Below are 19,303 nucleotides of genomic sequence, written 5' to 3'. Positions count from 1 at the left end.
CGAAACCGAAGCCTCAAGAAGCAACTCATGTTCAGGCGGCCTGCGCACGAAGAGAAAGTGCGAGGCGTTCTATTTCCTCGCAGGTTTTCTCGGAAAAGCCGGCGTCTCGTGCGCGCTGGCGCGTTTCGCGACAGGCATCCAGAGCAAGGGACACAGCTATCGATGTATTGAATTCGAAGCTTGAACCCCGCCTTGCCACATCCATCTCGGCGCCGGTCATCCCGAGGGCACGACCGGCTTCTTCCTGTTTTGCGAGTAGAGGCTTGCTCGCGTTCGTTCCTGTGAGGGCCAGTTCTATTGAAAATCTTGCCCGTGGATCAATTGACGAGCCGGCCATTGTTCATCTCCTCGGGTTAAGGCCTTAAAAGCCGAAGTCGCTGAGGCCGGGATGGTCGTCGGGCCGACGGCCCAGCGGCCAACGAAACTTCCGGTCCGCTTCGGCAATCGGGAGTTCGTTGATGCTGGCCTGGCGTTCCCGCATCAGACCGTCCTCGGCGAATTCCCAGTTCTCGTTGCCGTAGGCGCGGAACCACCGGCCGCTGTCGTCACGATATTCATAGGCGTACCGGACGGCGATACGATTGCCGGTGAAGGCCCAGAGTTCCTTGATGAGGCGATAGTCGAGTTCCTTGTTCCACTTGCGGGTCAGGAAGGCTTCCGCCTCAGCGCGGTTCTTTGCGAACTCGGCGCGGTTGCGCCAGCGCGTATCGAGCGTGTAGGCAAGGGCCACCTTGGCGGGATCGCGACTATTCCAGCCATCTTCGGCAAGGCGGACCTTTTCGATGGCACTCTCTCTGGTGAACGGGGGAAGCGGGGGACGAGACATGGGAAAGTTCCTCGGAGGTTACTGGTGGGGGCAGGAGGCGGTACGTCTTGCACCGCCTCCAGGCGAGGCATCAGGCAGCCGCACGATCAATGCGGGGGAAGTCAATCTCGGTGTCGAGGGCCTCATTCACGTAGTTCGTGAAGGTATTGAGGGCGACATGGGCGATGATCTCGACGATCTCGGCATCGCTGTAGCCGGCATCACGGACCTTGGCGATTTCCGCTGGCGCGACGGAACCACGGGCCACCGTCAGTGCCCGGGTAAATTCGACGGCAGCAGCCGCCTTGGGGTCGTTCGACGTGCCGTTGCGGTTGGCGGCGATTTCGCTCTCGTCGAGCTTGGCGAACTTGGTGCCAGTAAAGATGTGGGCCGAGAGGCAGTAATCACAGCCGTTGGCTTCAGCCATGGCGAGCGCGATGCGCTCGCGAGTGGCCGGCGGCAGCTTGCCTTTGCCGAGTGCGCCCTGGAGCGAGGTCAGGCCCGTCAATGCGGCGGGGCTGTTGGACACCAAGCGGAAGATGTTCGGAACGGATCCGATCTGCTTCTGGATGGTCTCGAGGATGGGGCGTGAAGCTTCAGGCGCATCGTTGATAGTTGCAGGCGTCGGAATGCGTGACATTGTAATCTCCTTTTTCGGTTGAGAGAGACGTTGCTCTCTTGAGATTGAATATGATCCGGTGGGGCAACTTGCTGAAGATCGAAAGCAAACAAGGGACTGTTCCGCTGGACGCAGCAATCGCCCCTTACACAGCAAGCTGCAGGCCGCCTTCCTGTTCGGCTGGAACGGCGCAGCAGAGCAGCACTTCGTCGGCGTCGATCTTCACGGTGGGCTGCTTGACATAAGCAACGGCACCCTTGACGAGCTTCGTCCGGCACGTCCCGCAATTGCCCTCGCGGCAACTGAATTCGGGCTCGAGGCCACGTGCTTCGGCGAGTTCCAGGAGAGTGCCGGAGCCAGGTGTCCACCGTGCTTCTTTCAGGGAACTCGTGAACACGACCGGCACGGGTTTTTCGGACGGCTGCGTGGTGAAAGACACGGCTGCTGGTGTGGGTTGCCCGGTGCGGATCAGCGAGGACGGACCGAAGGCTTCAGCTTGGATGCGATCGTCAGCGATGTTGAAGGACCGCAGCCCGTCATAGAGGCCTTGCGTGAACTGGGCAGGTCCGCAGAGATAGAAATCATAGTCGTTGAAAGGGAGAAACCGCGTTAGCATCGCCATATCGATCCGCCCGGCCGCGTCGTAGTCGCTGCCCTCTTCAGCATCCGTGGTGTCGCTGAGAACCTTGACCATGCGCACGGCGCCCTTTGTCGCACCGATAAGGTCGGCGATCTCCTTGTCGAACGGTCGATCGCCCTTGGAGCGAGCCGCGTAGAACAAGGTGACCGGACGGAGACGCTGCTTGCGGAGCCCTTCGTAAACGACATGACGGAGCATCGCGAGCAGCGGCGTGATGCCGACACCTGCTGCAAGAAGAACCGCTGGACGTGTCGCGCGGGCGTCAATGCTGAAGTCGCCGGCTGGCGCGCGCGCCTCGATGACATCGCCGACGGCAATACGATCATGGAGAAACTGAGAAACCTGACCATCGCGCTTGACGCTGATGCGGTAGATCCCATCGGAGGGCGCGACAGAAAGCGTGTAGGTGCGAATGATCGACTTTTCTTCGACGGGCAGCTTTATGCGTATGGGCAAATGTTGACCGGCCCTATGGGGGAGCAGCCCTGCGCCATCGCCGGGCTGCAGATGGAAAGACTTAATCGTCGCGCTCTCATCAACGATCGCGGTGACGGTCATTGGCCTCCAGCTTGTGGCAAGCTTTGTCGCGCGGAGACGGTCGGCGGCTTGGCTCCAGCTCCCTGTCATCAGGGAGCTTGGCGACCAGCCGTCTTTCTGGAAAGCCCATCTCAATGCCAGTGCATTACGGCGACGTGCGATACGTGTCGGCCTGAATGTCCAGAAGCGCTCCGCGCCCTGGAAAGCGGCGATCTCAGGAGAGTCGAAAATGAGTTCGGCTTTGCCCGTCATCTGCAGTATGTCACCTGTGTTGAAGTCCACGAACATAAGCCCAGCTTTTCCGTTTAAGAGGATGTTGCCGAGCGTTGCGAAGAAGAGGTTCCCATCGAAGTCAGGGATCGTCAGGACGCCGTCGTCGCCGATGCGGACGAATCCGGCGTTTCCACCGCGATGGGATACGTCGACCTGGCGCCGGTCCTCGCGATCGACGTAAGACGCAACAAAAAACGCATCGGCTTCCTGAATGATCGTGCGTGCCTGATCATCGAGCACAGACAGTTCTTCCACCTTACCCTGGAACGGTCTTCCCGGCTGACGCTCGAACGCGAAGTCTCGCAGCTGAATGTAACGCGGGCAGTTTCCAAAACTCTGGTCGACATCGACGCGAAAACCGCCCTCTATCGTCGAGACAAAACCGTTCATACGGTTGCGGCGACGGGTATGCATCTCGATACCGAGAAGACCAATCGGCAAGCCGTCCGCCAACCCTTCAGTTGCCGGATCGCTCGGATCGCGGGCTGCGGCGATGTCCAGCACAACAGGCGAAGGCGACGACATGAAGCCCGGATGGCCTTCGATAAACGTCGCCCAGGTATCACCGGCTTGGTCGACGCTTCCAAGGACGATGAACGGCAGTTGCGCATAAAAGTCGCGATGCTGGTCCGGCATGTAATCGCGAATTACACGCTGGCCGACTGAGGCCATGCGCTCCTTTACGCCAAGCTTCTCCTGGATAAGGGTCTCGCCTTCATGCCACGTCGGCAGTTTTGTGAGGGTCACGGACATCTGCGTTCTCCAGGGGAAAGAGGCCAAGGGCGCGCGACGTATCGCACGCCCTATCTGAGCTCAGGCGGCAAGGCCGACCGGCGTCTTGACGAAGTCGACGAAGCCTGGAAGTTGTTCGACCCGGCGTAGCAGAGCATTCACGGATGGATAGGCGCTCAGATCGACATTGCCTTCCGGCGCGCGCGCGACGTAGCTGTAGATCGCGACATCGGCGATCGTCGGGCGGTTGCCCACCAGCCATTCCCGCCCTTGCAGCTGGCTCTCGATCCGGCCGAGAATGGTATGCGCGCGTCCAATGACCTCTTCCGGATTGAACTTGGCGCCGAAGACCGTCACCAGACGGGCAGCGGCCGGTCCGTAAGCGATCTCGCCTGCCGCAACCGAAAGCCAGCGCTGGACCTCAGCCGCGCCTTTTGCGTCTTCCGGCAGCCATTCCGTCTGACCAGCCTTCTTGGCGAGGTAAACCAGGATCGCGTTGGAATCGGAAATGAAGACATCGCCATCCGCCAGCACCGGGACTTGCCCGAACGGGTTCATTTTGAGGAAATCTGGCTGCTTATGAGCGCCAGCCTTCAGATCGACCTCGACCAGCTCGTGCGGAAGCCCGATCAGCGAAAGGAAGAGCCGGGCACGGTGTGCGTGGCCTGACAGCGGATGGTGATAAAGTTTCATGTGATCGCTCCTGATTGAAGGTCGGGTCCGTTCCCGATCCGATGCGCAAAGGATGCAACGGGCGATCAGCGTGCTGAATACTCATCTTTGACAGTGCACCGTTACGCTGTGTGCAACAGTGCTTGGAACCGATCCGCGTGGTGGGATCGATGGATGGGCTGCTAAAACCTACTGGTTACCGCAGAGTTGGCGAGAGATTCCTCAGTCCTGAGACGGGCTCTCAACGGGGCTGCCGTGTCGAACCTCCCTGATGAGGTCGACGAACCGCCGCAATTTGGCGGGGATATTTCGTCGTCCGGGATAATAAAGGCAGAGCCCCGGATAGGGCGGGGTCCAGTCGGCAAGAACCTGCTCCAGCCTTCCAGCCGCGACGTCCTCTGATACCTGCCATTCATTCAGATAGGAAAGTCCGGCTCCGTCCCGGGCCGCCCGGAGCATCAGGTCGCTGTCGTCGAGCGTGAGCTTGCCAGGAACGTCGAGCGTGAAGCTCTCTCCTCGCTTTTCGAACTCCCAGCGATAGAGTGTTCCGCTCGCCATACGAGCACGGATGCACTCGTGGTTCTGAAGATCTGCCGGGACCTGCGGCTTTCCATGCTGGCGGAAATATTCGACCGAACCGACGATGGCCGGACGGACGCTGTCGCCGATCGGAACGATGACCATGTCGGGGGGAACCGCTTCCCGAATCCTGATCCCCCCGTCAAAACCCTTGGCATTGACATCGACCAGCGCGCCTTCCGTGACAATCTCCACCGCCATCTGCGGGTTTCTACGCATGTATTCAAGGATCAGCGGCGTCAGGATCATCCGGGTCGCACCCACCGACGTGTTGATGCGCAGGGTACCGGTGGCCTCGGCGCGATGCTCGTCGACATGCTCGACGGCGTTGCGAATGGCCTCCAGCGCCGGACCGACGCTCGCCACGAACTGTTCGCCCGCGGCAGAAAGGACGACACTTCGCGTGGAGCGATTGAACAATCTGACTCCCATGCGTGCCTCCAGCGCGGCGATCTGCTGGCTGAGCGACGACGACGAGACCCCAAGCTCGCGGGCCGCGGCCCGAAACCCGCCTCTGGAAGACACCGCAAGGACTGCCTCGAGTTCGGCGATCGAGCCACGCATCATTGTCCGTAATCCTTTATCAGGTTGAGCGCTTTTCGCGACCTTATCAGGACAATAAAGAAATGCCAGATAAGCCTGACAGTCGAAAAGGAGTTTCAAATGCGCAACATCGACAAGATCTATATCGAGGGTCAGTTCGTTACGCCGAAGGGCGCCGAGATGGCCGATCTCCATAATCCGTCCACGGAAGAGAAGATCGGCACGGTCCGGCTTGCCGGCGTAGAAGACGCACAAGAAGCCATCGCCGCGGCAAAACGCGCCTTCCCAGCATTCTCACGCACGTCGAAGGCCGAGCGCATCGACATGCTTCAGCGATTGAACGCCGCAGTCGCCGCGCGCGTCTCAGATCTTACCGAAGCGATGGCGCTCGAATACGGCGCTCCGCAGACCTTCACACGGTTCGCCATCCCCCACGCTGCTTCGAGCTTTCTTACCATGGCGTCCGTTCTGGAGGACTACGAATTTGAGCGCCAAATGGGCCAGGCCCGCGTCGTCATGCAGCCGTCTGGTGTCGCCGCGGCAATCACCCCCTGGAACAGCAATATCGGCTTCATCACCTCGAAGCTCGCAACCGCCATCGCCGCTGGTTCGACCATCGTCATAAAGCCAAGCGAGATGAGCGCGATCCAGACGCAGATCCTGACCGAGTGCCTACATGACGCCGGCCTGCCAAAGGGCGTGTTCAACATCATCAATGGCTATGGCAATGTCGTCGGCGCGGAACTCAGCCGGCATCCCGATATCGCAAAAGTGACCTTCACGGGCTCAACCGCAGTCGGCCGGGAAATCCTGCGCAACGCGGCGGATACCTTCAAACGTGTTACGCTGGAGCTTGGCGGCAAGGGTCCGAACATCATTCTCGATGACGCCGATCTAGATGTTGTCATTGCCGGCGTCTTGCGGATGGGCTTCATCAATAGTGGCCAGGCCTGCATTGCCGGTACCCGCATTCTGGTTCCGAACCATCGGCTCGACGACGTCCTGGTCAGGCTGAAGAAGGAGATCGAAACATTCAAGGTGGGAGCGCCTAGCGATCCGGACGCGATGATCGGACCAATGGTGAGCCGCAAGCAGTACGACCGAGTCCAGTCCTACATCGAGCTGGGAACGCAGGAAGGCGCTCGTCTTCTGACGGGTGGACCAGGCCGCCCCGCTGGTCTGGATCGCGGCTGGTTTACGAAGCCGACGATCTTTTTCGGCGTGGACAACCAGATGAGGATCGCGCGCGAGGAGATCTTCGGTCCGGTCCTGTCGGTCATCGCCTATGGCGACGAGGACGAAGCCTTGTCCATCGCAAACGACACCCCATACGGCCTCCAGGCCTATCTGCATGGCACCGACGCCGCGCGCATGCAGCGGCTTGCGGATCGACTGGACAGCGGTCGCGTTGTCATAAACGGGGCGCCCCACGAGCCCCTCGCGCCCTTTGGCGGCTTCAAGCAGTCAGGAATCGGTCGTGAATACGGCGTGTTCGGCCTCGACGCGTTTATGGAACCAAAGGCTATCATCGCGTGATCATAGGCGTGACGCGGGGAGCGTGAATTTCGCGCGTCACGCGCTTCACAAGCGGACCAGAATCTTGCCGACAGCCTTGCCGCTCTCCTGGAACTCGTGTGCATCGGCCACTGCATCAAGGGCATATGTTTTCGCGATCTGCGGAACGTATGCCCCCGACGCGGCGCAGGCCGAAATCTCCTCGGTTGCCCGACGCATCGCAGCCTCCGGCATGGTGTACACGTAGACGAAACGGAAAGAGAAGCCTCCCAGCAGTGCCGGGAAAAACGGTATTGTAAGCTTAGCCTCCGGTGTTTCCGTCGAATAGGCCGAGACGATGCCGTCGCGGGCGAGACACAAGATTGCCACTTCGATATTGGCGGAGATATCGACATCCACGATACGATCGACGCCGTGGCCGCCCGTCGCCGATCGTATGGCATGCGGGACGTCCTCCTCGTGCCGGTTGAGCACAAGATCGGCCCCAGCCGCTCGCGCCACCTCTGCCTGCACCTCGCGGCTCACCGTCGCCGCCACCCACGCCCCCGCCCATTTCGCAAGCAGGATCGCCGCGTTGCCGACCGCGCCGGCGCCACCCTGCACCAGAACGCGTTTGCCGCGGAGGTCACCGTCGGCAAACAGGCCGCGATGCGCCGTCATCGCGGGAACGCCGAGCGATGCTCCGATCTCAAGGGACACGTTGTCGGCCAGCCTGACGGCCTGCGCCGACGGCACGACGACGTATTCTGCCGCAGTCCCAAACGCACGGCCCCATTGCGCCATGTAGATCCAGACCCTCTCGCCGATCCGCGTATAAGCAACTCCGGGGCCGACGGCGTCGATCACGCCCGCGCCGTCCTGATGTGGCACGATCCGTCCGAATGGCATGGCCTTGCCGCCGAAGCCGATTCTCGTCTTGATGTCGGAAGGATTGATACCCGAGGCAGCTACCCTCACCCTGACCTCGCCGGCGCGGGGCTGTAGATCGGGCAAGTCGGCGACAACAAGTACCTCTCTCGCAGCTCCTTGTTTCTTGTAAAACGCAGCGCGCATGACACACCTCAAGTCAACTCGCTCCAACTAGGCTGGGCACAGGCGATCTTGCAAGTAGGCAACAGTTCTGCCTATAGGGATACAAAGTACACCATTGGAGACCAGGATGAGCCTTGGCCAGAAGTGTCCCGTCGAGACCACCGTCGATGTCACCGGCGGCAAGTGGAAGCCCATGATCATTTACCGGCTGCTGGACGGGCCACGCCGGTTTGGCGAGCTGCGCCGCCTAGTCGGCGATCCAAGCCAGCGATCGTTGACGATGCAGCTCCGGGAGCTTGAAGCTGACGGAATTGTCGACCGCGAAGTTTTCGCTGAAGTCCCGCCGCGCGTGGAGTATTCGCTCACACCGTTCGGCCAGACACTCGCGCCTGTGTTGATCGCCATGCGAGACTGGGGTGTCGCGTTTGAGGAGCGGAGGAGCGAGGCGCAGCGCTAGGTCGCGTCTCGTCTGGCGCTCGCCGAGAAGCGCTCTACAAAGAAATCGATCAGCACTCTGACCTTACGCGAGACGTGTGATCCCGGCGGTCGCACGATGTATACGCCGATCTCCGGCAGGCTGTATTCCGCCATGATCGGCACCAACGTGCCCGCAGTCACGTAGCTTTGCGCGATTACCACTGGCAACGCAGCAACCCCGAGCCCGGCTGCTGTCCCTTCGGCGATACCCACGGCGCTATCCGCCTTGAACCTTCCCTGCCCGTTCACGACGACCGTCCGGCTACCATCCGATACCTTCCAGCTTTCGGTCCCTTGAAGGATGGCCTGGTGTTCAAGCAGGTCCGAGGGCTTCTTCGGCACGCCGTGGGCACGCAGGTAGTCGGGATTAGCGAACAACCCCGCCGCAAATGCGCCGATCTTACGCGCCGTCAGGTTCGAGTCCTGCAGGTAGCCGACCCGTATCCCGCAATCGAACCCTTCCGCCACCAGATCAACGTACCGGTCGCTGTAGTGCGCGTGAAGCTGCAGAAGCGGGTGGAGGCGGGCAAGCTTGGCCAGCGCCGGCGCGAAGTGTCCGGGACCGAAGGATGAAGGAACCGCTACGCGCAATCGGCCACGCAGCTCTCCGGTCGGCAGTATCTCTTCACGGGCGACGTCCATCTCCAGGCACATACGGGCGGCGTGTTCGCGGAAGGAGACACCAGCTTCGGTGAGGGATGCACCTCTAGTCGTGCGTGCTAGAAGCTGAACGTTGAGCTCGCTTTCGAGTCGGACGAGCCGCCGGCTAACGATCGACTTTGGCAGTCCGAGACGCCGCGCAGCGACCGTGATCCCACCGCCGTCTGCAACCTCAACGAAGGTTTGCATGTCCTCGAAGCTGATCATTCTTGCGTTCCATTTTACGTTCTACAGAGTGGCAAAGCATAGAGCTACCGTGCCAACAATCGCAACGCTAAATTCCAGTCATCGAGCGGATCGAAACGAACTTCATCAACCCGCCGCCGACAAGGAAAAGGAACACGACAATGCACAGCCAAGTATTCACCCCCGAAAATTCCGCCATGCTGCTGATCGACCATCAGATCGGCACGATGGCCTGGACCCACTCGCACGATATCAACCTGGTCAAGCAGAACGCGCTGAAGCTCGCCCGCATCGCTAAGGCCGCCAACATCCCGACCATCCTAACATCCAGCATGGAAGACCAGATCCAGGGACCGCTGCTTCCGGAACTCAAGGAAATCCTGCCCGAAGCCTTTGACGCCCGTATCAAGCGCCCCGGCATCGTCAACGCAATGCACCACGACGGCTTCAACCAGGCGGTCAAGGCGACCGGCCGCAAGAAGCTGTTCGTCGCCGGCGTGACAACGGAAATCTGCGTCACCTTCCCGGTCCTGCAGATGCTCGACGAAGGCTACGAGGTTCAGGTCTCGGCTGATGCTTCCGCCTCCTACACCAAGTACGGCGACGACCTTGCTCTCCGTCGCATGGAAAAGGCCGGAGCCATCATCACCACCGTCGATCAGATCATCTCCGAACTTGCCGTCGACTGGACGAGCCCGCTTGGTCAGAAGCTTGTCGGCATCCTGAACTATCACTGATGTCGGAACGATATTGTGTTCATCGGCGCGGGCGACAATCGTCCGCGCCCGAAACGGAAGGAAAAACTCCAATGACGATCACCAAAATCCCCGCCGGCCGCATGCGCGGTAACTTCGTCCAAGGTTTCGGCGTCGAAATCCTGTATCCGGGCCTCTCCCTAACGGCCGATGATAGCGGGATCGGTCCCATCGGCAGGATCGATCGCGCCCAAGTGCAACCCGGTCACCTCATCGGCATGCACCCCCACAAGGACGACGAGATCCTGACCTATATACGCGGCGGCGAGATGCTTCACCGCGATACGGTCGGAAACGGGAAGACACTCGACAAGACGCACTTCATGATGATGAATGCCGGCCACACCTTCCAGCACGAAGAGCTGATGCTTGGCAACAGTCCGGTTCGAGCGCTGCAGATCTTCCTGCGGCCGAACGCTCGCGATCTTGAGCCGATGGTGCAGTTTCATGATTTCATTGATGCGAGCAGTGAAAACGAGTGGCGATTGATTGCCGGGCCAAAGCAGGCGCCGCTGACCGTGCGGTCTGACATCCAGGTGTTTGATGCGCGCGTTTCGAAGGGCACCCAGCTGAGCCTGCCCGCCGCGGCCGATCCCCGGACGGCTTTTTTGCTCTATGTCTTCGACGGGGCGATAGATTTCGGCGATGTCACGATCACAACTGGCGAAAGCGCGTTTACGCGCTCGTTGGATCATCAGCTCACTGCCAGAGCGGGTTCAGATGTCGTCCTGTTCGCGTTCGACCCTAAAGCCGAGGTATTTCATGGCGGCATGTTCAGTGGGAACCAAAAACGCGTCGGTTGAACGGGACATGCAGCAGTCGTGGATGGCGGCCTGGAGAGACGATCGTTCTGTTACTCCTCGCCTTGAACAGATACGAACCCGCGACCCGCAGACTGCTAATCTTCCATCTCGCTGATTATTCATGAATGTCCTTTACCATGGATATACAAACCGAGCGCCGGACGCACTTAACGACACGGTATTCCATGATCGTCGAGTTCGGTAACGCAGCGCCATACAGAATAAAAGCGCTAAGTCGATGTGAGATTCCGATCAGATCGGTCAACCAATCACCGATGACTACACAGGGCGCCATTGTGTTGCCCGTGGTGAACCGCGTCTGCGGGACGAGATCTACTCCCAAATCGGCGGGTGGGACGCACCCGCCTGATCTGCATTGGCGATAAATGGCCTCAATGCTCAAGCAGTGGGAACAGTCCCGCCGTCGATGACGTGCTCTGTGCCGGTGATAGACGATGCTCGATCTGATGCAAGGAATGCGATCAGGTCCGCGACCTCTTCCGGCGCGGCTGGCCGTCCCAGCGGTATGCCGCCGAGCGAGTTCATGATCACCTGCACCGCGTCGTCGTAGCTGATACCGGCTTGATCGGCTATGCGCTGGGCCAGGCCATTGGATCCTGGGCTTGCGATCCAGCCTGGAGAGACGCGAACCACTCTTACGCCCTTAGAAGAAACTTCCTTGGAGATGCTTTTGCTGTAGGTGTTGAGCGCCGCTTTGGCCGAGGCGTAACCGGTCGTCGCTTCCGGGAGCGGCAGGTTTCTCTGGATCGAGGTGACGTGGATGACGACACCGCTTCCCTGAGCGACCATGCCAGGGATCAGAGCACGATCGAGCCGGACCGCCGGGAAGAAGTTAAGGTTAAACTCCTTGTCCCACTCCTCGTCCGTGAGCACAGCATAGCCGCCTGAAGGTGCCGAAGAACCGCCGAGCACGTTCACAAGAATATCGAGGCCGCCAAGTTCTCGCTGCACCGCGTCAACGACGGTTTGAACCCCCATCGGGGTGGTCAGGTCGGCTTCAACGAATGCCGCACCGGAGAAATCTGCCGGCTTGGTGCGAGCGGTGGTCAGCACACGGGCGCCAAGTTCCTTGAAGAGTGCTACGGTTGCAGCGCCGGCGCCCGAAGTGCCGCCGGTAATCAGGGCGCGACGGCCCTGCAATGTGAGGAATTGCGTCATAGCGTGATCTCCAGTTCGGCGACCTTGTCGCCCGCGAGAACGAAGAAGAACCGCAGGTCGATGGGGCTTCCGGGGAAGTCGCCGACAGCGTGGGCCGTCACCAGGGTTTTGCCGTTTTCACTGGTGATCAGAAAGGGCTCGACCGTGTAGTTGTATTGTTGGCCTTCGTCGGCCATCCACGTGCGAATGGCATCGCGACCCTTGTGGGTTTTGCCCTTATCCTTCACGATACCGTTTTCGGTAAACGCGGCCGCGACAGTTTCCGGCCCTCCATCGCGGTCAGCATCGAAATAGGCTTTGATGCCCTCGGGTAGCTTTATCGTCATCTGTGTCCTCCAATCATGTTTCCAGCCTTGAACGGCTGGAACTTCGACCCTCTTGCGGCCGACAAGGTCAATCTAAGCCCAGTTGATTGACATGATAACTGGGACAAAGCAGGATGGGGAATTGCAAAAAGAGGGACAATGTCGCGATTTGTTCTTACTGACCTCGATGCCGTTCTGAGCATAGCTCGGCTGGGCTCTTTCCGGGCCGCTGCGCTTGAACTCGGCATGTCTACGACCGCACTGAGCAACGCCATCGCGAAGCTTGAGGAGCGCTTGGGCATTCGCCTGTTCAACCGGACAACACGTAGCGTTTCGCTGACTGATGGGGGAAAGACCTTTGTCGAGCGCATTGGACCGGCAATGACCGACATCCACGATGCCATGCTTGCGGCTCAATCGCTTCAGGATACTCCGACAGGCACATTGCGCATCAACGCATTTGCGTCGGCAGCCCGAGAGGTGATGGAACCGCTCATCCTGACGTTCATGCGGCGTTACCCACAAGTCCATGTTGATTTGGTCACGGAGGGTAAACTCGTCGACATCGTCGCGGCAGGGTTCGACCTCGGCCTGAGGACCGTTGATCTCGTTCCCAACGACATGATCGCTCTGCCACTCGGTCTCGATCGCAGCAATGCCGTCGTCGCGTCGCCGGATTTCTTGCGCACTCACGGCACGCCAACCGAACCGGCCGACCTTTATCGGTTCCGCTGCATTCGTGCCCGGCTTCCCAATAATGCCTTGTTTCGATGGCGGTTCGAGAAGGACGGGAATGCCATGCAGATCGATGTACAAGGCTCGATCACGCTGGACGAGCCAAGTCTTGTGAGGATAGCGGCTCAGAACGGCGTTGGAATTGGATATGTCATGGAAGCGGATGTGCGCGATGACATTGCGGCTGGTCGATTGGTGCGCATTCTCGAGGACTGGACCCCTTCCCTGGCACCGCTCGCACTGTACTACCCTGGAAGAAAAAATCCACCGGCCGCCTTCAGTGCGTTCATTCAGGCTGCGCGAGAATTTTCCCATCGGTAGTCGTCCGGTGATTATCGACGACATCGTCGTTACGCACCAACATAATTTTGACGTCCGTGTGGTTGTGAAGTTTTGCCCGGAAAACGACCGGAATCCGAACATCAAACTGTTCTGATCTAAAGCCGCATAATCGCATCATGGAGATTGAGAGTAATGCGTTGGCTCCCGGGTTTAGCCCAAAGCGCTCAATGTCGGCCGGACGAGGACGCGCAGCTTCGCGCCCTCATCTCAGCCATTGAGCACGATCCCGACACCTGCCACTTCGTCATCCAGCTTAGAGCCGCTGCCACTTAAGATGTCGAGAGCAGTCCCAAAGCTGGTGCTATTCGAGATCCCCTACGCCATCGTGCTAGCTGCTACTCACCAACGACAATGAGGCCGTTGGAGGTTGCTGCCGTCTGTCGCATCGCTTTCAGCGGCTGATAATCCGGCGCGTCGTAAAAGTCACGAACGGCTTGACGGTTCGGAAACTCCAGCACGACAAGCCACGTCGGGGACCATTGTCCCTCAACGATTTCAGGATGAAGCTCCTTAACGAGTGGTTTGCCACCAAACCGCCCCGCCAAGGCGATCACTGCTCCCTCGTAATTGGTCATCGCGGGTAGATCATGGACAGTGAGATCGATCAGGACTAGGGCGGTCATGGTTTCGTGCCTTAGATTGAGGATTGCGGCGAGGCCGCTCCATTTACAGGGTCATTAGCCGGGCGGCGATATCGACGCGATTAGGCAGCGGTGAAGTCGAGGATTACCTTGCCGCCGCGTTCGGCATGAATAGCCGCCTCGACAATAGCCGACGGCGGATAGACGCCGCTGATCGGGGTATGCAGGTCGCCACTGACGACAAGCGGCAGGACTTCTCTGACGGCGGCGGGTGCTGCTGCGGCCGAGTCCGGGTTGCCAAGGAAGAAGCCGTGGACGGTAACCTGTTTGAAGATTGGCGACCAGGCCGGGATCGACATCGTCGCGCTACCGAGAATGGAATAAGCTACCACTGCCGCGCGAGGCGAGACGATGGTAGCTAGCAGTCCAATCGCCTCCCCGCCGATCGCATCAATTCCCAGGCCGATGCGGCCGCCGTTGACCGCTTGTTCGGCTTCAGCCGCGGTGTTGTCGCCGGCGACCAGAACCACATCGGCACCCGCTTCCTTCAATTCATCGACAAGCTCGGGGCGACGGACGATATTGAGCGTCTTCAGGCCGCGAGCTTTGGCCACACCGATCACTGCGCGGCCGACCCCCGAATTAGCGGCATTCTGGACCACCCATTCTCCAGGTTCGAGACTGGCATATTCGCTGAGCAATAATGCCGCCGTCGGCGGATTGATCCCCAGCATCGAAAGCTGATGTAGGTCGGCATCGGGCAGAGCGAATAGGCCCTTGGCAGAAATGGTCATCCGTTCGCGCCAAAGCCAGGTGAAGATAGGAAGAAGCACACGGTCACCGATGGCAAGATGGTCTACGTCCGTTCCTACACCGATAACGCGGCCGACGCCCTCGTTGCCCACGGGTCCGGGCGTCGGCGGCAGAACGGGGAAGCCGCCCCTGATAACATAAACGTCGTGGGGATTAAGCGGGGACGCCTCGAGCTGAATGAGCACCTCGTTCGGGCCAGGAGCTGCTGGCTCAGGGAAGTCGGCGAAGCGCAACACGTCACGGGGCTCGCCGAAGGCGGAAATCTGGATAGCTTTCATCAGGGTCTCCTTGGTCATACGGTCAGTCGTTATCGAAGAATATTTATGGAGTAGCTACTCCATAAATATTCAATGAACCGCTATCGGGCTTCAGTCAACATAAAAGTGGAGCCATCGCTACAATTATGTTAGGTGCGGTGCAGACGGAGAGACCAAGCAGTTATGCTGACAGCGAGGAAGGGAGTAACAATGATGATCAAGGGCGAGGGCCAGGCGTCGAAAGCACGTGGACGGCCGCGGCTGTTCGACCGGACAGCGGCGCTCGACCGGGCGATGCGCGTGTTTTGGGACAGGGGCTACGAGGGAGCGACCTTCGACGAACTGATCGCCGTGATGGGCCTCAGCCCCTCGAGTTTCTACAACGCTTTTGGCAGCAAGGAGGCCCTCTACCGGGAAGCGGTCGGTGCATATCTCACCGGACCGGGCGGCTTTTTCCCTAAGGCTTTGGCCGGGGGGGGACCGGCGAAGGATGCGTTCGCGCGGCTAATGATGGCTACGGCGGCAGCCTACACTGAAGAAGTGGGGCCTGCTGGCTGCATGATCTCGCTGGCCGGGCTGCACGACGCCCCGGACCGCGCAGACTTTCGAGACTTTATGCGTGAAGTCAGAGGGAGGTCGCGCACATTGATGATAGAGCGGCTCGACGAGGGTGTCCGAAACGGCGACCTGCCTGAAGGGGCTGACGTCGCCCAGATCGCCGAATTTTTCGAAACAGTATTTAGAGGCCTGGCTGTCCGTGCGCGTGACGGCGCCGATCGCGAGACGCTTGAAAAGATCGGTGTCATGGCGCTCGACGCTTGGCCGGGCGTGCGCGCCTAGTCGTCGCCCTTGTCGACCGCGCTGAAACCTCGCCCAAACGAAAAGTTCTCCGAAGGCAATGGAATGAGGGTCACGAACACATCGTCCGGCCTGATGCCGACATTGTCGCGCAGTCGCTGAACGATCTCCTTCAATAGCACTCGCTTTTGAGACATTGGACGCGACGCCGGAATGTGGACGGAGATGACGATCGCACCCGCTGAGCGTTCCACATTTCCGTAGGAAGGATGCAGAAACATGTAGCCTTCGGCATGCTCGTTGATCACGACGAACTTATCTTCCGGGGGCAGTCCAAAGCTCTCCTGAAGAGAGTGTGCGAGCGATTCTGCAATTGCCTTACGCTGATCAAGAGAAAACAGATCCTTGGGGACGTGAACGTTGAAAAACGGCATGACATGATCCTCATTCGTAGCGTTTACAGGGCGCAACGCATAACTGGAGTTATTGCTCCAAATTGCTTTGGCCGCGATTTGCCTGCGCGTCAACGATTTATTGGAGCCAAGCCTCCAGAAAAATCCGGCAGGAGTCCTTGTGCCGGAAATCCATAGGGCAGGTGTAGCAATCGGTCACAGCTCTGTGAGGTGTCGGTCGCGGAAAGCGCCTACGGCGGCACCGTCAACACAATATGGAGCAATTGCTCCATATTGTGTTGACACCAGTCGGAACGTCTCTTACGAATATGTGGAGCAATCGCTCCTTAAATCCGTACGCATGGAGATATTTGATGACCAGAGTAGTTAGAATTCACGAATATGGCGACGCCAGCGTACTCCGGATCGATGACGTGGACGTCCCGGCGCCAGCGGCCGACGAGGTTCAGATCAAGGTCAAGGCAATCGGGATCAACCGTGCGGAGATCATGTTCCGCAATCACGCCTACCTGCAGGATGCACACTTTCCAAGCCGTCTTGGCTACGAAGCCTCCGGCGTCGTCGAGATGGTCGGTGCATCTGTCAAAGGTTTCGCCATCGGTGACGTGGTCAGCGTTGTACCCTCACCGGACATTTCTAACGGAGGGACCTACGGCGAACTGGTCAATGTGCAATCGCGCTTGGTCGTCAGGCATCCGGAGAACTTGTCTTTCGAGCAAGGCGCAGCGGTTTGGATGGCATATGTTACAGCGTGGGGCGGCCTGATCGAGCAGGCAAAGCTCTCACAAGGAGAGGCTGTTATCGTCTCCGCAGCGTCAAGCAGTGTCGGCGTCGCGGCGTTCCAGATCGCTAAAACTGTAGGCGCGACCGTCATTGCGACGACTCGAACCAGCGCTAAGCGCCAGGCCCTTCTTGATGCTGGCGCCGACTACGTCGTTGCGACGGAAGAAGAAGACCTTGTTGGTAGGGTTCTTGAAATCACGAATGGCACCGGCGCTCGGGTCGTGTTCGATCCGGTAGGCGGACCTTCGTTCGTGCCTTTGACGGCCGCCATGGCGCGGGGTGGCATCTTGCTTGAATATGGTGTGCTCAGCGCTGAGCCAACGCCATTCCCGCTCCTTACAGTCCTGAGCAAGAGCCTGACCCTGAAGGGCTACCTCTACACCGAAGTCGTGTCGGACGATGCGGTCCTCGAACGCGCCAAGACTTTCATCACAGACGGTTTGGTGTCGTGCGCGCTCAGGCCCCTGATCGCACGTACCTTCGCCTTCGACGACATCCAAGACGCTCATCGTTTTTTGGAATCCAACGAACAAATCGGCAAGGTCGTTGTCAGGCTCTAACCCACTCGCGCCATACCGACTCGACGTCGATCAGGACTAAGCAAGGCCATGAGGTCGCTTTGGGGATTGATCGCGATTTCGACGTGACAGCCAGCACCGATCAGACATGCCCCACGTCCGCGGCCGTCGCGGGCGTGTATTCCTATTTGGCTCGGTCACAGCGACCGCCATTCTACACCCTAAACCGACGTGTGCATGACATTTCAGCTGAGGCGCTCAAGCCTTGGACGATGATTACTGCAATGCACTGGTCGCAATACTGAAGGATCTATGATCATGCGCGCAATGCAAGCAGCTGCCAGCTATGACAAGCTCGAGCTGGTCGACTTTCAGAAGTCTGTTGCGACAGACGGAAGCGACTCGATTGTTGCCCCAACAGGCCTGACGGAGCCTCGCAGGGCATCGTTTGCGGAGCGCGGCAGCTGTACACATTCATCATCAAGGTATGTCCGGTAAACGACCGTTTTCCGGACGGCGGAAACAGTCGATCCTCACCTAAGTTTTTCAGGGAACCGCGCGTCCGGAAACCATGTGCGCAAAGCAAATGTTCAGAAATCGGTAAAGATTTACGATTGTTTTCAGGTCTTGATGAGACTCGAACCGGCGACCCGCAGTTCTAGAAGCTTAGGCAGTCCACGGATTGATAAATCTCAATCCGGCTGCCTCAAATGGGCTTGTATCTCGCGTTGCGACCGCGAGATTGTTTTCTGCCGCCGTAGCAGCAATGTATCCATCAGCCTTCCCGATCGCCTTACCGGATGACCGGCCGCCAGCCATCAGCGCCGCGTAGAATCGCGAGGTACCTACGTTAAAGGGCAGAATGCGCCCATCAAAGATCGGTAGAACTTCACCTTCAAGGCGATCGTTGAGAACTGTTTGACGCTTCCCGGAGGGCATTGAGGCAATTCCGAAACGAAGTTCAGCAATTGAAATCGAGGAGATGAATAGCGTCTCGATGGCCTGCGCATCCAGCCAAGTCAGCACGGCAGTATCAGGAGCCGGCTTCCAAGGCTCAGATATTACATTAGTGTCCAGCAAGATCATTCGAAGGTCATCGGTTCTGCTGGGGTCCTGTCGCGCTGCTGTTGCAGCGCTTCGACGTCACTGTTCGACAGTTCGGCGTCGCGGCCAATGGCCGCGAGCAATGACCCGAGTTTCACGCGTCCAGATGGACGAACAGCGGCTTCAAGAATGTCACGAATTTCGGCCTCGGTACTACGGCCGTGGTGAGCTGCTCTTGCGCGTAACGCGCGATGCGTTTCATCGGAGATGTTTCTAATGGTCACCGCCGCCATTGATCCAACCCTACCAACATACTTGCCACGATATCACTGTAACGAGAATGATAGCATTTTCAAGTCATGCTGGGAGAAAAAGTGGAGCCTTGTAAGGCCTTCTTCGCCTTGACATGGTTCGAACCTTCAACCCTCTTGAAGCAACCTCAACCATCTGGTGAATCAAGGTAAAGCCGGTCGTCCTAGACGACGGCCTACGTCGGGTTCTTCTTACATGTAATCATTCTACGTCTCCGGACATGACCAGCCCGAAAGTAGCACAGTCTTATCGCCCGAATGAAAATGACGTGGAGCCAGTGACTGCTAGGGCCTCTCAGAGTCGGACTCGAAAAGCCCTCATGGATATCGATACCTTGCGAGGCGTCTGGTGATGAGACGAATGTGGGCGATCATGATCCACGCCTCGGCTGATGC

General features: G+C 59.0%; 22 protein-coding genes. 7 read left to right on the top strand and 15 right to left on the bottom strand.

Going from position 1 to position 19,303, the window contains the following annotated elements:
• Window positions 1-31: 31 nt before the first annotated feature.
• From ASG39_RS23065 to ASG39_RS06695, 6 genes are all read right to left on the bottom strand, one after another.
• Complete coding sequence (locus ASG39_RS23065) at window positions 32-337, bottom strand: hypothetical protein (protein ID WP_082477009.1); 306 nt, start codon at window positions 335-337, stop codon at window positions 32-34.
• A gap of 24 nt (window positions 338-361) precedes the next feature.
• Window positions 362-826 carry a DUF1348 family protein gene (locus ASG39_RS06715; protein ID WP_062594231.1) on the bottom strand — a complete coding sequence of 155 codons (465 nt, stop codon included), beginning with the start codon at window positions 824-826 and terminating at the stop codon, window positions 362-364.
• Window positions 827-896: 70 nt separating this feature from the next.
• Window positions 897-1,445, bottom strand: coding sequence for a peroxidase-related enzyme (locus tag ASG39_RS06710; RefSeq protein ID WP_062594229.1), 549 nt, complete (start codon window positions 1,443-1,445; stop codon window positions 897-899).
• A 124-nt stretch (window positions 1,446-1,569) separates the two neighbouring features.
• A complete protein-coding gene (locus ASG39_RS06705) occupies window positions 1,570-3,627 on the bottom strand; it encodes a pyridoxamine 5'-phosphate oxidase family protein (protein ID WP_062594227.1) in 2,058 nt (685 codons plus the stop codon).
• Window positions 3,628-3,687: 60 nt separating this feature from the next.
• Window positions 3,688-4,299, bottom strand: coding sequence for a glutathione S-transferase (locus ASG39_RS06700; protein ID WP_062594224.1), 612 nt, complete (start codon window positions 4,297-4,299; stop codon window positions 3,688-3,690).
• A 201-nt stretch (window positions 4,300-4,500) separates the two neighbouring features.
• The gene (locus tag ASG39_RS06695) at window positions 4,501-5,421 is read right to left on the bottom strand and encodes a LysR family transcriptional regulator (protein WP_200943862.1); all 921 of its coding nucleotides are present in this window, start codon (window positions 5,419-5,421) and stop codon (window positions 4,501-4,503) included.
• Window positions 5,422-5,520: 99 nt separating this feature from the next.
• Here ASG39_RS06695 and ASG39_RS06690 point away from each other — a divergent pair, with 99 nt between their 5' ends.
• Complete coding sequence (locus ASG39_RS06690; protein ID WP_062594220.1) at window positions 5,521-6,936, top strand: aldehyde dehydrogenase family protein; 1,416 nt, start codon at window positions 5,521-5,523, stop codon at window positions 6,934-6,936.
• A gap of 45 nt (window positions 6,937-6,981) precedes the next feature.
• Here ASG39_RS06690 and ASG39_RS06685 read toward each other — a convergent pair whose 3' ends face one another.
• Window positions 6,982-7,968 carry an NADPH:quinone reductase gene (locus tag ASG39_RS06685; protein WP_062594218.1) on the bottom strand — a complete coding sequence of 329 codons (987 nt, stop codon included), beginning with the start codon at window positions 7,966-7,968 and terminating at the stop codon, window positions 6,982-6,984.
• Window positions 7,969-8,074: 106 nt separating this feature from the next.
• On the opposite strand from ASG39_RS06685, the gene ASG39_RS06680 reads away from it, so the two are divergent.
• Window positions 8,075-8,404: a helix-turn-helix domain-containing protein gene (locus tag ASG39_RS06680; RefSeq protein WP_062594216.1), complete on the top strand. Its 330-nt coding sequence runs from the start codon at window positions 8,075-8,077 to the stop codon at window positions 8,402-8,404.
• On the opposite strand, the gene ASG39_RS06675 is transcribed toward ASG39_RS06680, so the two are convergent.
• On the bottom strand, window positions 8,401-9,291 hold the full coding sequence (locus tag ASG39_RS06675) for a LysR family transcriptional regulator (protein WP_062594214.1): 891 nt from the start codon (window positions 9,289-9,291) through the stop codon (window positions 8,401-8,403). The two genes, ASG39_RS06680 and ASG39_RS06675, sit on opposite strands and share 4 nt — an antisense overlap.
• Before the next feature lie 140 nt (window positions 9,292-9,431).
• Between ASG39_RS06675 and ASG39_RS06670 the strand changes: the two genes are divergently transcribed.
• Together ASG39_RS06670 and ASG39_RS06665 are read left to right on the top strand one after the other, a co-directional pair.
• Window positions 9,432-10,007, top strand: coding sequence for an isochorismatase family protein (locus ASG39_RS06670; RefSeq protein WP_062594212.1), 576 nt, complete (start codon window positions 9,432-9,434; stop codon window positions 10,005-10,007).
• A gap of 71 nt (window positions 10,008-10,078) precedes the next feature.
• Entirely contained in the window at window positions 10,079-10,828 is a 750-nt protein-coding gene (locus ASG39_RS06665; protein WP_062594210.1) for a pirin family protein, read from the top strand.
• A gap of 399 nt (window positions 10,829-11,227) precedes the next feature.
• Here the strand turns inward: ASG39_RS06665 and ASG39_RS06660 are convergent, their stop codons facing one another.
• Together ASG39_RS06660 and ASG39_RS06655 are read right to left on the bottom strand one after the other, a co-directional pair.
• Window positions 11,228-12,007: an SDR family oxidoreductase gene (locus ASG39_RS06660; RefSeq protein WP_062594208.1), complete on the bottom strand. Its 780-nt coding sequence runs from the start codon at window positions 12,005-12,007 to the stop codon at window positions 11,228-11,230.
• Window positions 12,004-12,333, bottom strand: a complete 330-nt coding sequence (locus tag ASG39_RS06655; RefSeq protein ID WP_062594206.1) for a nuclear transport factor 2 family protein — start codon at window positions 12,331-12,333, stop codon at window positions 12,004-12,006. Before ASG39_RS06655 ends, ASG39_RS06660 begins: the two co-directional genes overlap by 4 nt.
• 138 nt (window positions 12,334-12,471) lie before the next feature.
• On the opposite strand from ASG39_RS06655, the gene ASG39_RS06650 reads away from it, so the two are divergent.
• Window positions 12,472-13,368, top strand: coding sequence for a LysR family transcriptional regulator (locus ASG39_RS06650; RefSeq protein ID WP_062594203.1), 897 nt, complete (start codon window positions 12,472-12,474; stop codon window positions 13,366-13,368).
• Between the two features lie 356 nt (window positions 13,369-13,724).
• Here ASG39_RS06650 and ASG39_RS06645 read toward each other — a convergent pair whose 3' ends face one another.
• A complete protein-coding gene (locus tag ASG39_RS06645) occupies window positions 13,725-14,012 on the bottom strand; it encodes a DUF1330 domain-containing protein (RefSeq protein WP_062594198.1) in 288 nt (95 codons plus the stop codon).
• A gap of 80 nt (window positions 14,013-14,092) precedes the next feature.
• Window positions 14,093-15,079: a zinc-dependent alcohol dehydrogenase family protein gene (locus tag ASG39_RS06640; RefSeq protein WP_062594197.1), complete on the bottom strand. Its 987-nt coding sequence runs from the start codon at window positions 15,077-15,079 to the stop codon at window positions 14,093-14,095.
• A 171-nt stretch (window positions 15,080-15,250) separates the two neighbouring features.
• Here ASG39_RS06640 and ASG39_RS06635 point away from each other — a divergent pair, with 171 nt between their 5' ends.
• Complete coding sequence (locus ASG39_RS06635) at window positions 15,251-15,880, top strand: TetR/AcrR family transcriptional regulator (RefSeq protein WP_082477008.1); 630 nt, start codon at window positions 15,251-15,253, stop codon at window positions 15,878-15,880.
• Here ASG39_RS06635 and ASG39_RS06630 read toward each other — a convergent pair.
• Window positions 15,877-16,272 (bottom strand): tautomerase family protein, encoded by a 396-nt coding sequence (locus ASG39_RS06630; RefSeq protein ID WP_062583229.1) that lies wholly within the window; start codon window positions 16,270-16,272, stop codon window positions 15,877-15,879. The genes ASG39_RS06635 and ASG39_RS06630 overlap by 4 nt on opposite strands.
• A 332-nt stretch (window positions 16,273-16,604) precedes the next feature.
• Here ASG39_RS06630 and ASG39_RS06625 point away from each other — a divergent pair, with 332 nt between their 5' ends.
• Window positions 16,605-17,594 (top strand): zinc-dependent alcohol dehydrogenase family protein, encoded by a 990-nt coding sequence (locus tag ASG39_RS06625; protein ID WP_062594196.1) that lies wholly within the window; start codon window positions 16,605-16,607, stop codon window positions 17,592-17,594.
• A gap of 624 nt (window positions 17,595-18,218) precedes the next feature.
• Here ASG39_RS06625 and ASG39_RS06620 read toward each other — a convergent pair.
• Window positions 18,219-18,638 carry a type II toxin-antitoxin system VapC family toxin gene (locus ASG39_RS06620; RefSeq protein WP_062594193.1) on the bottom strand — a complete coding sequence of 140 codons (420 nt, stop codon included), beginning with the start codon at window positions 18,636-18,638 and terminating at the stop codon, window positions 18,219-18,221.
• Window positions 18,635-18,889, bottom strand: coding sequence for a hypothetical protein (locus ASG39_RS06615; RefSeq protein WP_062594191.1), 255 nt, complete (start codon window positions 18,887-18,889; stop codon window positions 18,635-18,637). The genes ASG39_RS06620 and ASG39_RS06615 overlap by 4 nt, the downstream gene beginning before the upstream one ends.
• Window positions 18,890-19,303 lie beyond the last annotated feature (414 nt).

The sequence above is a fragment of the Rhizobium sp. Leaf371 genome (genome assembly GCF_001424045.1).
In the GTDB taxonomy this organism is placed as follows: Bacteria; Pseudomonadota; Alphaproteobacteria; order Rhizobiales; family Rhizobiaceae; genus Ferranicluibacter.
Note: the sequence above shows the minus strand (reverse complement) of the source record. Positions and strands in the feature narration are given on the sequence as shown.